At 36.7% G+C, this 12799-nt stretch carries 14 protein-coding genes; 10 read left to right on the top strand and 4 right to left on the bottom strand.

From position 1 onward, the window contains the following. Positions 1 to 5: 5 nt before the first annotated feature. From rsxC to ACT2CV_RS06090, 4 genes are all read right to left on the bottom strand, one after another. Complete coding sequence (gene rsxC, locus ACT2CV_RS06075; RefSeq protein ID WP_464972237.1) at positions 6 to 2447, bottom strand: electron transport complex subunit RsxC; 2442 nt, start codon at positions 2445 to 2447, stop codon at positions 6 to 8. A gap of 1 nt (position 2448) precedes the next feature. Continuing rightward, on the bottom strand, positions 2449 to 3036 hold the full coding sequence (gene rsxB / locus ACT2CV_RS06080) for an electron transport complex subunit RsxB (RefSeq protein ID WP_464972238.1): 588 nt from the start codon (positions 3034 to 3036) through the stop codon (positions 2449 to 2451). A gap of 1 nt (position 3037) precedes the next feature. Continuing rightward, positions 3038 to 3616, bottom strand: a complete 579-nt coding sequence (rsxA, locus tag ACT2CV_RS06085) for an electron transport complex subunit RsxA (protein ID WP_464973998.1) — start codon at positions 3614 to 3616, stop codon at positions 3038 to 3040. Between the two features lie 169 nt (positions 3617 to 3785). Further along, the gene (locus ACT2CV_RS06090) at positions 3786 to 4139 is read right to left on the bottom strand and encodes a helix-turn-helix domain-containing protein (RefSeq protein ID WP_464972239.1); all 354 of its coding nucleotides are present in this window, start codon (positions 4137 to 4139) and stop codon (positions 3786 to 3788) included. 217 nt (positions 4140 to 4356) lie between these two features. Here ACT2CV_RS06090 and ACT2CV_RS06095 point away from each other — a divergent pair, with 217 nt between their 5' ends. The 10 genes from ACT2CV_RS06095 (at position 4357) to prfA (ending at position 12772) form a co-directional block, all read left to right on the top strand. Continuing rightward, positions 4357 to 5247: a helix-turn-helix transcriptional regulator gene (locus ACT2CV_RS06095; RefSeq protein WP_464972240.1), complete on the top strand. Its 891-nt coding sequence runs from the start codon at positions 4357 to 4359 to the stop codon at positions 5245 to 5247. 11 nt (positions 5248 to 5258) lie between these two features. Continuing rightward, a complete protein-coding gene (locus tag ACT2CV_RS06100; RefSeq protein WP_464972241.1) occupies positions 5259 to 6284 on the top strand; it encodes a biotin/lipoyl-containing protein in 1026 nt (341 codons plus the stop codon). Between the two features lie 109 nt (positions 6285 to 6393). Then, a complete protein-coding gene (locus ACT2CV_RS06105; protein WP_464972242.1) occupies positions 6394 to 6780 on the top strand; it encodes a DNA repair protein in 387 nt (128 codons plus the stop codon). Positions 6781 to 6793: 13 nt separating this feature from the next. Further along, complete coding sequence (locus ACT2CV_RS06110) at positions 6794 to 7879, top strand: chemotaxis protein (RefSeq protein WP_464972243.1); 1086 nt, start codon at positions 6794 to 6796, stop codon at positions 7877 to 7879. 62 nt (positions 7880 to 7941) lie between these two features. Continuing rightward, positions 7942 to 9726: a DNA repair protein gene (locus tag ACT2CV_RS06115; RefSeq protein WP_464972244.1), complete on the top strand. Its 1785-nt coding sequence runs from the start codon at positions 7942 to 7944 to the stop codon at positions 9724 to 9726. After that, complete coding sequence (locus tag ACT2CV_RS06120; protein WP_464972245.1) at positions 9714 to 9971, top strand: YkgJ family cysteine cluster protein; 258 nt, start codon at positions 9714 to 9716, stop codon at positions 9969 to 9971. The genes ACT2CV_RS06115 and ACT2CV_RS06120 overlap by 13 nt, the downstream gene beginning before the upstream one ends. A 181-nt stretch (positions 9972 to 10152) precedes the next feature. Further along, on the top strand, positions 10153 to 10446 hold the full coding sequence (locus tag ACT2CV_RS06125) for an AbrB/MazE/SpoVT family DNA-binding domain-containing protein (protein ID WP_464972246.1): 294 nt from the start codon (positions 10153 to 10155) through the stop codon (positions 10444 to 10446). Beyond that, entirely contained in the window at positions 10436 to 10939 is a 504-nt protein-coding gene (locus ACT2CV_RS06130; protein ID WP_464972247.1) for a GNAT family N-acetyltransferase, read from the top strand. The genes ACT2CV_RS06125 and ACT2CV_RS06130 overlap by 11 nt, the downstream gene beginning before the upstream one ends. Positions 10940 to 10950: 11 nt before the next feature. Continuing rightward, the gene (locus ACT2CV_RS06135) at positions 10951 to 11613 is read left to right on the top strand and encodes a hypothetical protein (RefSeq protein ID WP_464972248.1); all 663 of its coding nucleotides are present in this window, start codon (positions 10951 to 10953) and stop codon (positions 11611 to 11613) included. 76 nt (positions 11614 to 11689) lie between these two features. Further along, entirely contained in the window at positions 11690 to 12772 is a 1083-nt protein-coding gene (gene prfA / locus ACT2CV_RS06140) for a peptide chain release factor 1 (protein WP_464972249.1), read from the top strand. The last annotated feature ends 27 nt before the right edge of the window (positions 12773 to 12799 follow it).

The following is a 12799-nucleotide window of genomic DNA, read 5'->3' on the forward strand; positions in this document are numbered from 1 at the left end:
ACTCATTATTTTCTTTCTGTCTGTGCTTGTTGCGCTAATTTTTTCGCTTTAGCTCGCGCGATAGCAGCGGCAACCGCAGCTTTTTTCGGATCAACTTCGCTTTCAGTCGGTTGTTCGTTTGATGCATTTTCAGCTTGTTGCGCTAATTTCTTCGCTTTAGCTCGCGCAATAGCAGCGGCAACCGCTGCTTTTTTCGGATCAACTTCGTTGTCAGTCGGTTGTTCGTTTGGTGTATTTTCAGCTTGTTGCGCTAATTTCTTCGCTTTGGCGCGTGCAATAGCAGCGGCAACCGCTGCTTTTTTCGGATCAACTTCGCTTTCAGTCGGTTGTTCGTTTGATGTAGTTTCAGCTTGTTGCGCTAATTTCTTCGCTTTGGCACGCGCAATAGCGGCGGCAACCGCTGCTTTTTTCGGATCAACTTCGTTTTCCGCAGGCTGTTCGTTTGATGTAGTTTCAGCTTGTTGCGCTAATTTCTTCGCTTTGGCACGTGCAATAGCGGCGGCAACCGCTGCTTTTTTCGGATCAACTTCGTTTTCCGCAAGCTGTTCGCTTGATGTAGTTTCAGCTTGTTGTGCTAATTTCTTCGCTTTAGCTCGCGCAATAGCGGCGGCAACCGCAGCTTTTTTCGGATCAACTTCGCTTTCAGCTGGATGTTCGTTTGATGCATTTTCAGCTTGTTGCGCTAATTTCTTCGCTTTGGCACGCGCAATAGCGGCGGCAACAGTGGCTTTTTTATCATCAAGTGCGGTGGAATTTTGCGACGTTTTTTCTGATGAATTGAGTTCGCTGTTTGTTTCCTGTTGTGCTTGTTGACGTGCTAAGCGGCGAGCTTTACGTTCTGCCATTAACTCTGTATTATCAGGTAGCACTTCACCTTTTTCGCCAACAATTGTTTTAACCGCTTGATTTTCATTAGCTTGTTTCGCTTTTAAACGTGCCAAAGCAGCTTTGACAGGATCTTCGCCATTACTTGCTGCGACTTCTTCACGACGATTAGCTGCGGCACGTTGCGCCCTTGCTTTACGTGCTTGTTCTTCTTTTTCTAACCGCGCTTGTCGTGCTTCAAAACGAATTTTTGCTTCTTCTGCTTTTTTCGCTTTTTCTGCAATATCCCAGATTTTCGCTTTTTCTTGGCGGAAATATTGAATAAGCGGGATGTGGCTTGGGCAAACATAGGCACAAATGCCACATTCAATGCAGTCCATTAATTGATGTTGTTCAGATTTATCATGTTCTTCTGCACGAGCAAACCAATAGAGTTGCTGTGGCATTAAATGCACAGGACAAGCATCCGAACAAGCAGAACAACGAATACAAGATTGTTCTGCAGGAGGTGGTGCATATTCAAAATGGTCTGGAGCAAGAATACAGTTAGCCAATTTTGTGATGGGCGCGGCTAAATTAGGGAGTGCTAATCCCATCATTGGCCCGCCTAAATACACAGGGAAGCGTTCATCCGTTTGGTAGCCAACTTGTTGCAATAATTGATTAATTGGCGTACCTAAGCGAACCCAAAGGTTACCTTTATTTACAACTTTATCGCCAGTTAAGGTCACGACTCGTTCAATTAAGGGTTCATCATCAATGACTGCTCGTTTGATCGCAAAAACGGTGCCTACATTTTGCATCATTACACCAATGCTAGACGCGCGTTGACCATTGGGCACTTCCATACCTGTTAGCACATAAATTAATCGGTCAGAATCGCCTGAAGGATATTTAGTTGGGATGACTCGAACCTCAATATCATCTGCCCCTTGTAATGCTTTTTGTAAGGCAGAAATGGCTTCTGGTTTGTTGTCTTCAACCGCAATAACAATTTTTTCTGGGCGTAGAATATAGCGTAAAATGCGAGATCCTTCGATAATTTCGTCGGCGTAATCACGCATTAAACGATCATCACAGGTGATATAGGGTTCACATTCGGCACCATTAATAATTAACAGTTTTATTTTATGTTGTGCAGAATGTATTTTGGCAGCAGTTGGGAACACTGCGCCACCTAAGCCTGCTACGCCAGCTTGATAAATTCGATCAATCAATTGCTCAGCAGAATGGGTAAAAAAGTCTTCAATAGGTTGTTGTTCACGCCAACGATCTTCGCCATCCGCTTGAATATGAACGCATAATTCCGATAGACCTGAAGGATGAGCTGCTACATAGGGCGCAATATCAATCACTGTGCCAGATGTTGGGCTATGAACAGGCAAAGCGCGTAAGCCTTCACCTTGTGTTAAAGGCTGACCTTTTAGTACTTTATCACCAACCTTGACCAATAAATTGCCCGCTTGTCCTGAATGTTGTTTAACAGGAACATAGAAATCGTTGCTTAAAAGTGCGGTCTTAATTGGCTGAGAATTGGATTGCGATTTCATATCGGGTAAATGCAAGCCACCCTCAAAATCCCATAATTTGCCTGAATTGTAGCGAGTTAATACATCTGTCATTTTATTCTCCCACAACCCATTTTTTCTGTCCGTCAGTAGTATTCATAATTGGAATCACTTGTTTCGGATCGATTTTCCAATGCCAATTTTCTAATTTTTCTTCAACTTTAATCATATGAATACAGTCTGTTGGGCAAGGCGCTACGCAAAGTTCACAACCAGTGCATAGGTCAGCAATGACAGTATGCATTGCTTTGTTGGTGCCAATAATAGCATCCACAGGGCAGGCCTGAATGCATTTAGTGCAACCAATGCACATAGCTTCATCAATCCAAGCTACTTTGACTTCAGGTGCGGCATCGCCTTCAATATGAGGCGCATCAACCCCCATTAATTCTGCAATTTTAACTACTAAAGGCTGACCGCCGGGAACACATTTGGTAATTTCATCGCCATTAGCAATGGCTTCTGCATAGGGTTTACAACCAGGATAACCGCATTGTCCGCATTGGCTTTGAGGTAATAATTCATCAATTTTTTCGACAATGGGATCGGCTTCAACCTTTAATTTTATCGACGCAAAGCCTAATATTGCACCGAAAATCAATGCCAAAATAGCGACAGCAATGAAAATATAATAAATACTCATCTTAGCTTCTCACTAATCCAGCAAAGCCCATAAAGGCAAGGGACATCAAACCTGCGGTAATTAATGCAATAGATGCACCTCGAAATGGTGTAGGAACATCCGCAGCGGCTAAGCGCTCGCGTAAAGATGAGAATAACACCAATACCAAAGCAAAGCCTAAGGACGCACCAAAACCATAAATAACAGATTGCACCAGATTATGAGCTTGATTGATATTTAATAATGCCACACCTAATACAGCACAGTTTGTGGTAATCAGTGGCAAAAATATACCGAGTAAACGATAGAGAGTAGGGCTGGTTTTATTGATGACCATTTCCGTAAATTGCACCACAACTGCAATCACTAAAATAAACAGTAGCGTACGCAAAAATTCAGCGTCAAGCGGCTTTAAAATATAGGTATCAATTAAATAGGAGCATAGGGAAGCAACGGTTAGCACAAACATAGTGGCTAATCCCATACCAATTGCGGTTTCTACTTTTTTAGATACGCCCATAAACGGACATAAGCCTAAAAATTTAACCAACACAAAGTTATTAATCAGTGCGGTTGAAATAATGAGTAAAATATATTCCATAGTAATCAATACAGTGACGCAAAGTGCACCACAAACAAAGCTCCCCTCAACAAACCCCATATTATCCTTGTTTTAATCCCTAAGAACAATAAAAAAATCGAGGTAGCTGATGAAGTTAATAAGAAAAGTGCGGTGGAAATTGGGCGAGTTTTTATTTGAAGGGAGATGATTAACTTTTATGAGTTGATCGTTTCCAATTTATCATTTTTTCGATTAATACAAGTAATTCAGCTCGTTCAAATTCATCTAATTGATTGAGTAAACGCTCAAGGCTACGTGCTTGATCCATAGAACGATGACTCGTATCCGTAATTAAATCAGCAAGTTCGCATTGGAATATGTCGGATAACTCAATTAAACGAGAGATAGTAGGAACAGTTGTTCCTCGCTCCATTCGAGAAACCGCATCATTGCCTATTCCCAATATTTCAGCGAGTTCAGCCTGCGTTAAGCCAATAGCTTGTCGATATTTTGTGATTGCTCTACCAATAGTATTGATTAATTGCTGATTTTTATCTAACACGCCATTGCTCCTTCGTTTAGGCGTAATTATAGATATTGACTTTTGCTAATAAAGGGCTGAATATACTTGCATTATACTTTTAAAGTATAATATTTGGTGATGAAGTCTATATTTAGAAAAAATAAAATAAAAATGTTTGCACGACACAACCTGACGATATTTATTTCTGAGTTCTTGCTAGAATGGAAAAACATTAACGGACAAGAGGTTTTTATTCATGTCAAAAAATAAAATGCTAGCTGAACGCCTTGCCAAAATTCTAACCTTACTAAATAAAGGAAGTCGTATTGATATTTATCAACTTGCTGAACAATTTGATGTATCGGTACGAACGATTCAGCGGGATATCAATGAACGTTTTGGCTTCCTTGAATGGAAAGAAAAAGGAGCGCGTTATTATCAACTTAACCTGAAACAATTAGGTTTATTAAATGAAATTGATATTCAGCGCTTCGCTAATTTTTCCAGTGTATCAGAGTTGTTTCCTAAGTTAGATCGTGAATTTTTCCAAAATAAACTAACTGAAAGTGTGCAAGTGAAAGGTTTTGAATATGAAGATATTCATCATTTACATAAAGAATTTGATCTCATTCAAAAAGCTATTTCTCAGCATCAATATATTGATTTTAACTATACAAAAAGCGGACAAAATGGAGGAAAATTTTACAAGATCGCGCCTTATGCGTTACTAAATAAAAATGGCATTTGGTATTTGATCGGCTCTGATCACGATAAACAAAAAACTTTCTGTTTTACTCAAATGTCAATGCTCAGAATCTTGCCAGAAACCTTTGCACCAAACGAACAATTTTTAAAAGAAATCAAAGAAAATGACAGCATTTCTCACGGCAATCAAATTTCTGAAGTTATTATTAAAGTCAGCAAATTTGCCGCCCCTTATTTTTTAAGACGCAATTTATTACCCAATCAAAAACTATTACATTCCCTTGATGATGGCGGATTATTACTTGCCAGCCACAATGTGAATGAAATGGATATTATCCCTTTAGTGCAATATTGGATACCTCATTTAGAGATTATTAACCCTGTGGAATTACAAGGGAAAATGATTGAGAAGTTGCAGAATTATTTGGCGAATAAAAATTAAGGAAAAAAGAAATGAAACTACATACCGTAAAATTTACCCAAGCAGATGAAGGTTTGATTATTCCAATGATTAAGCTAAGAGAAGGGGATTACATTACAAAAGATCAGATTCTTTATTACGTTGAATATAATGATGTCGAAGTTGCCATAAAAAGCCCTGTCAATGGCACGATTAAAAAGGTATATGCCATTGGTGGCAGACAAGTTATTAGAAAAGATAATTTGATTGTTGATATTGAAATTGATGAAAACGTTAAGATTGAAGAACAAAAATTCGAAGGTGAAAATTATAAAGAGATTATTTTTACGCAATTTGACTCTGCAGTAATTAAAGAAATGAAGATTAAGCTCGGCGATATTCTTGATGATTATAAAGAATATTTGCTCTGCGCCCAAAATGAAGAATATGAATTTAAAATGGTCAACCCTTCATTAGCAGGAAAAGTAGTTGAAATTTGCGTTAAGGAAGGGCAAACCATTAGAAAAGGCGATGTTATTGCCAAAGTCGCCCCATTATCTGAGAACGATGTAGCCTTATTAGAATTAAATCAAGAATTTGACAAGTTAAAACAACTTGTAGGCGAATTAGAAGCCGCTCCAAAAGAAATGCACAAAGCCTATTATGCTTTAATGAATAATGGTGCTGAACCGCCTAGTTTCGGTGAAGATGAGAAATTATCGAATAAAGAATTTGCTCGTAAATATGGCGATAAAACCTATCAAACTGAAGATATGACCCCAGCCTTGATGAGAGAACTGATTCTGCATAAGTGTAACTTTTCCATAAAAACCGATGATATTGCAAGCGTTGTTGATGAGGTTGAGGAAATGATCGAAAAATGTGGTTATAAATGCCGTGTTTATATGGAAAACCGAGCTTCTGCAATGGCAGCCGCCGCTGTACCAGGTGTGGGAATGATTGCTAGTATCGCTGCTGGAGTTGCTATTGCTGCACACAATTTAGCGACTTTTGATCCTGATTTTGAAATTGGAAAAAATTTCTGGGATGGAAAAGTGAATGTGGTTTATAAGAAGTAATTTCATTACTTTCCTGATATCTAAAATAGATATTGTTAATAATAGAATCAATGTTAAATACAAGAAAAAGATTTAATTTTATTTATCAACCTACAATTGGAGAACTACTATGTTTGTACAAAACTTAAATACACAGCAACAGTCTGTATTATTATCTTTAGCACAAGAAATTATTGCTGCAGATTCAAATTTAACTGATGCTGAAACAGCAATGCTTGAAATTTTAAAATCTCAAGCAAATCCTGATGCTAAAGCAAGTTCTGTTGATTTAGCTAACTTATCAACTATTTTTACAACCAATAAAGAAAAACATTCTTTATTACTTGAATTATTAGGTATTGCTCACGCTGATAATGAATATCATCTTGATGAGAAAGACTTAATTAGTTCATATGCTAAACATTTGAATGTTTCCCCTGAAACTTTAAATGAATTAGAATTTTGGGTAGAGAAGCAAATTGCTCTATCTGTTGAAATTGAAATGTTATTATCTTAATTAGGAGTTTACTATGCCTTTACCATTTATTTTAGCTGGGGCAGCTGTCGCTGCCGCAGGTTTTGGAGCTAAGAAAGGATATGATGGCTATCAAATTAAATCTGCAGCTGAAGCCATTTCCAAAAGAGCTACTGATAAATACGAGATTCATAAAAATTTATTTGAAGAACAAAGTGAATTAACCACAAAATCTTTAGATAAATTAGGCGAATTACAGTTACAGATTGGCGTTGATTTTAAGAGTTTCCAAGAAATTGCTGAAGAATTATTAAATCAGGTAGAAAAATCTCAAAATAAAGATTTAGAAATTAATTTACCTCAACATCAATTAGATAAAATTGCAGATCTTTCTCTTTCTGCTACAGAGTATCTTGGACAACTAGCTACTGGAGCTGTGGCGGGAACGGCTGCTGCTTATGCTGTCTATGGTGGAGTAATGGCTTTCGCTGCTGCTTCTACAGGAACACCTATCACAGCTCTTGCTGGTGTGGCTGCCCATAATGCCGCTATGGCTGCTATTGGTGGCGGCTCTATTGCGGCTGGAGGATTCGGAATGGCTGGTGGAGCAATGGTGCTAGGCGCTGCTGTTGCAGCTCCAATTATTGCCGTGGCTGGTTGGGCATATAATAGCCATGCTGAAAAAGCAAAAGCAAATGCAGAAAAATACGCTTCAGAGGTTAAAGATGCTATATATAAGATGTGTTTATCTACAAAACATCTTTGTGAAACAGAAAGTTATGTCAGTAGCTTACATAAAGAATTGGAGCGTATTTACACTGTATTTAAACAATACTTTGAAGAGTTAAAATCCATCAATACGTTATTAAAATCTGGTAGCATAAATTTAGATGTTGTAAGTGATTCTTTATTATTGTCAATTGATAATGGATATCAAGTTGCTGCTATTTTAACTGATATTATTACTACTCCTTTATTCAAAGTGAAAACCGACTTCTCAGGAAATGCTATTATAAATAAAGATGGCATTCCTGAAATGGAATTAGATAAGGATAATATGAAAATTATTAACGAAGATGAACTAAAAGCAGTTCTTCATAAGGGATCTTATGAGGAGCTAAAAAAGTTAGCTAGAAGTTAATAATTTATTAGCGAGATAGAAATATCTCGCTAAATTACACTTAATATACTAAGGAATAATTTATGAATAACAATGCAGTTTTAAAAGAATTTAATTGGCAAGGTGAGTTAGAAAAAACGATGGTTAATTCCCTTGTAACTACGTTTGGATTGGATTTTTTATTTGCTGAAGATAAAACTGGAGGGGATGTTGATACTATTCATAATGCAAGAGAATATCAAAAACAAATTAAACATGATGGCTATTCTGACATTAATTTATCTGAAGATCTTTCCGAAAAAATCGACTTAAATGGAAGAAATGTCGATCCATATAAAAAAATCCAATATGATGAGCAAGGTAATATCAAAGTTGATTCTAAAGGAAAAGCAATAAAAAAAGACGATTATCATCAAAAAAGTAAGCAATATACAAATAGAAAAGAGCAAGATCGTCAAAAAGAAGATCAAGGAACAATGGTTGATGGTTATACAGGAAAACAAATATCATCTAATGATGTAAAAAAATCAAGAAATGGTGAAGAATATAATTATGTTACAGAATTAGATCACGTTGTAGCAGCTAGCGAAATTCACGATGATTTAGGAAGAATATTAGCAGACATCGATGGTGTCAGTTTGGCTAATTGTGATGATAATCTTGTTTCTACTCATTGGGTAATCAACAATGCTAAAAGCGATCATTCTCTTGAAGACTTCTTCAAAGAAGGAGGTGTTAGAGATAAGAAAGTAGAAAATTTCAAAAATGAGTTAACTAAAAAAGAGAATGAATTACTATGCTCAGATTTATCTCAACCAGATAAAGAAAAAATAAAAAAAGAGATTCAAGATTTAAAAAAGAAAAAAGAAATACTAGAAAATCTTGATGAAGAAAAGATGAAAAAAATAGAGAAAGATGCTAGAGATAAATATAACCAAAAAATCAACTGGTCTTACTATACAAGTTCAAAATTTTTTACTGCTACTGCAAAAGATATGCACAAAAAAGGGTTGGCAATGGGGGCTCGTCAAGCTATTGGTATGGTATTAGCTGAAGTATGGTTTGAATTACGGAAGCAAATACCTGCAATCTATAAAAAGCATAAAAATAATTTTGACTTCGAGATTTTTTTGCAAGATATTGCAGTTTCTTTTCAGCGTATTTGGGAAAAGATAAAAAAACGGTTTAATGATCTTTTAGTAACATTTAAAGATAGTTACATTGGGGGAGCATTATCGAGTTTAAATACTACGTTACTAAATACGTTTTTAACGACCCAAAAAATGATTGGAAAGATGATTCGAGAGCTATGGAATAGTCTTATCGGAGTCATTAAATTAATTGCTTTTAATCCGAATAGATTAGCTATGGGAGATTTGCTAAGAGAGGCATTTAAATTATTAGGGTTAGGTATTTCTGCATTAGTTGGAACTCTATTGCACAGCCATTTAGCTGCTATATTAACAATCCCTTTTGGAGAAGCCATATCTTCCTTCATAAGTGCTTTAGTAACAGGAATTATAAACTTAGGTTTTGTTTACTTCCTTGAACATAGTGAGATCACACAAAAAATCTGGAATTTTCTTAATCAATTTAAGCCAAAAGATACCATAGAATATGGTATTGAGAAAATGAAGCAGATCAATGCTGAATTAGATCGCTATCTGACTGAATTAACAAAAATTGAGTTTAATCTAAATACTCAAGAATTAAAAGCATTCTCTGATTCTCTCACTCTTAGCAGTAACGAATTCGAACGTAATTTTATTCTAAACCAAGAAATTCAACGCAGAAACATTGAATTACCGTATCAATCAGGAAATCCTAACGATATACGTCGTTTTTTGAAAAGTAAATGCAAAAACTAACCCAATTTCCTTGCACTGCTTGTGGTAAATGCTGTCGCCGAGTCAATCTGAGTGAACAAACCATTTTTTTAGATCGTGGCGATGGTGTTTGCCAATATTTCGATGAAAATACTAATCTGTGTACAATATATGAAACAAGACCACTTGTCTGCAGAGTTGAAGACTATTATAAAAATTTCTTATCTGATGTTTATACTTGGGAAGAGTTTGTCAAAATCAACATCTCTATTTGTGAAAAGCTATAAACTTAGTTGTAGATATTAATATAATTTGATAATTCTTGTTTAAATAAGAATATTGTATGAATTAAAAATGTTACTGTGAAATGATTAGGTAAATAAAGTGGGCTTGTCCCACTTTTTTATTGACTAAATTTTCTACTGATATAAAATTCAATGTATCTATTAATGTATCTACGGAGTTGATATGTCAGCATCACTTACTATCAGCAAATGGGGAAATAGCACCGCCATTCGTTTGCCTAAAACGCTTCTTGCTAAATTTAATCTATCTGAAGGAGATTCACTGCGTTTGGTTACATCTTCGGATCTTTCTCGTTTGGTTTTTGAGCCTGTATATAAAGCACAAGTCGTTGAAGAAAAAACGCTTTCTGAAAAAGATTGGGAACTCATTTGTGAGTTGCTCGATAACCCACCTGCACCGAATGAACGTTTGAAAAAAGCCGCTCTTGCATTAAAGGAAAGCTATAATGAATTTTAATTGGCGAGAAGAAAAGCTGAGTAAAAGTCATAAAAGAGAAGAATTTGATTGTGGTAACGCACAACTCAATGACTTTCTTAGTAAATACGCTCGCCAATCTCACGAAAGAAGCACATCTAAAACCTATGTGGCAATTGATAATAATTCAGAGCAAATTTTAGGTTTTTATACGATTACGCTAAATTCAATTTCGCCCAAAACATTGCCTGATACTTTAGCAAAACGTTTAGGTTCTCATCAAATTCCTCTTTTTACCCTTGCTAGATTAGCTGTTTCTAAAAACGTTCAAGGCAATGGGGTAGGGGGGCAGCTTTTACTAAAAGCGGCTCAACGCTGTATGTTAGTCGCGGATCAGGTTGGCGGAATTGGGTTATTTATTGAAGCCAAAGATCAAAAAGTAGCAAGCTGGTACCAATCTTTTGGTGCTGTTCCTTTAATTGATAGACCTTTGTCGCTTATTTTGCCATTTAATACAATCAAATCTTTATTCTAAAAGGATCTCAAATGAATTATCTCAACACTATTACTTTAACCGAGAAATTTAAGCAACTTCGTGAAACTAAAGCACTTTCGGATAATTTTTCTTTACGAATGCACCGCGCTTTGAGTTGGCTGAAAAAAGCAGAGAAAGAAGATGATTTGGATATGAAATTTATTTCGTTATGGATTGCTTTTAACGCAGCCTATGCCAAAGAACTCGATGAACATTTTGGGGATCGTGTCAATTTCAATGAATTTCTGCTTCGTATTTGTGCTTTTGATGAAGATAAGACAGTGTACAATCTTGTTTGGCTGAAATTTTCTCAATCTATTCGCTTGTGGATTAACAATAAATTTGTATTCCAGCCTTTTTGGGATTTTCATAACCAAAAAATAACGGAAAAACAATATTTAATCGAAGAAATGAAAGAGCGTGAGCGCTTCTTGTCTGCTTTAGAAGCTCAAAAAACAGAGCGAATTTTGGATGTAATGTTTGGTCGTTTATACACTCTACGCAATCAAATTATACATGGTGGAGCTACTTATCAAAGCCGAGTTAATCGTGAACAGCTGCGAGACGGTTGCAATATTTTGTCGTTATTAATTCCCGCAATGTTGAATATTATGTTGCAACATCATGCTGAAATTGATTGGGGCAAGCCATTTTATCCAGTAGTGAATAACTAGTTCATCATATTTATACCAATCTAAATCTATGCTAAAATACGCCGATTTTTTTATTAGCAAAATGACAGGTTAATTGATGAAAGCCAGTATTATTACGAAATTAGACAGTTTGAAGGAGCGTCACGAGGAGCTGGAAGCCTTGTTGGGTGATGCTTCGGTGATTAGTGATCAAGATAAATTTCGCGCTTACTCAAAGGAATATTCCCAATTAGAAGATGTGGTGAAAGCCTTTGCACGTTGGACGCAGCTTAATTCTAATATCGAAGAAGCTGAAATGTTGCTTGATGATCCTGATATGAAAGAAATGGCGCAACTTGAAATTGAAGAATGTAAAGCGGAAATCGAGCAAGTTGAGCAACAATTACAAATCTTATTGCTGCCGAAAGATCCAAATGATGAATATAACGCGTATTTAGAGGTGCGTGCGGGAACGGGTGGTGATGAAGCTGGGATTTTTGCGGGCGATTTATATCGTATGTATAGCCGTTATGCAGAAAGTAAAGGCTGGCGAGTAGAAACCTTGAGTGCCAATGAAAGTGAGCAAGGTGGATATAAAGAAATCATTGTTAAAATTTCGGGCGAAGCAGTGTATGGTCGTTTGAAATTTGAATCTGGCGGTCATCGTGTACAACGCGTGCCAAAAACTGAGTCGCAAGGGCGTGTGCATACTTCGGCTTGTACTGTTGCAGTTATGCCTGAATTGCCAGAAAGTGAATTGCCAGAAATTAATCCATCAGATTTGCGTATTGATACTTACCGTTCATCAGGTGCAGGTGGTCAGCACGTAAATACAACGGATTCTGCGGTGCGTATTACCCATATTCCAACGGGGATTGTGGTGGAATGTCAGGACGAGCGTTCACAGCATAAAAATAAAGCCAAGGCGTTATCTGTATTGGCTTCGCGTATTGTTCAAGTTGAGCAGGAACGTCAAGCTGCTGAGCAAGCGGATACAAGACGTAATTTATTGGGGTCGGGCGACCGTTCTGATAAAATCCGTACTTACAACTACAAAGAAAACCGCGTCAATGATCACCGCATTAACTTAACACTTTATTCCTTACCTGCCATTATGGATGGGAATTTAGATGAGCTGATTCAGCCGATTGTGACAGAATATCAAGCTGATCAATTGGCTGCACTGTCAGAAAATAGTTAAGTTGAAATATCCAGAGGACAGGCATTA

The sequence above is a fragment of the Reella acinonychis genome (assembly GCF_052384575.1).
Taxonomy (GTDB): Bacteria; Pseudomonadota; Gammaproteobacteria; order Enterobacterales; family Pasteurellaceae; genus JBQSUQ01.

Excerpts from the sequence above, each read along its gene's own strand:
- ACT2CV_RS06110 (WP_464972243.1), top strand. The coding sequence starts at position 6,794 with ATGCCTTTACCATTTATTTTAGCTGGGGCAGCTGTCGCTGCCGCAGGT.
- ACT2CV_RS06115 (WP_464972244.1), top strand. The coding sequence starts at position 7,942 with ATGAATAACAATGCAGTTTTAAAAGAATTTAATTGGCAAGGTGAGTTA.
- ACT2CV_RS06135 (WP_464972248.1), top strand. The coding sequence starts at position 10,951 with ATGAATTATCTCAACACTATTACTTTAACCGAGAAATTTAAGCAACTT.
- rsxA (WP_464973998.1), bottom strand. The coding sequence starts at position 3,616 with ATGGAATATATTTTACTCATTATTTCAACCGCACTGATTAATAACTTT.
- ACT2CV_RS06130 (WP_464972247.1), top strand. The coding sequence starts at position 10,436 with ATGAATTTTAATTGGCGAGAAGAAAAGCTGAGTAAAAGTCATAAAAGA.
- ACT2CV_RS06120 (WP_464972245.1), top strand. The coding sequence starts at position 9,714 with ATGCAAAAACTAACCCAATTTCCTTGCACTGCTTGTGGTAAATGCTGT.
- ACT2CV_RS06125 (WP_464972246.1), top strand. The coding sequence starts at position 10,153 with ATGTCAGCATCACTTACTATCAGCAAATGGGGAAATAGCACCGCCATT.
- prfA (WP_464972249.1), top strand. The coding sequence starts at position 11,690 with ATGAAAGCCAGTATTATTACGAAATTAGACAGTTTGAAGGAGCGTCAC.
- ACT2CV_RS06105 (WP_464972242.1), top strand. The coding sequence starts at position 6,394 with ATGTTTGTACAAAACTTAAATACACAGCAACAGTCTGTATTATTATCT.
- ACT2CV_RS06095 (WP_464972240.1), top strand. The coding sequence starts at position 4,357 with ATGTCAAAAAATAAAATGCTAGCTGAACGCCTTGCCAAAATTCTAACC.
- ACT2CV_RS06100 (WP_464972241.1), top strand. The coding sequence starts at position 5,259 with ATGAAACTACATACCGTAAAATTTACCCAAGCAGATGAAGGTTTGATT.
- rsxB (WP_464972238.1), bottom strand. The coding sequence starts at position 3,036 with ATGAGTATTTATTATATTTTCATTGCTGTCGCTATTTTGGCATTGATT.
- rsxC (WP_464972237.1), bottom strand. The coding sequence starts at position 2,447 with ATGACAGATGTATTAACTCGCTACAATTCAGGCAAATTATGGGATTTT.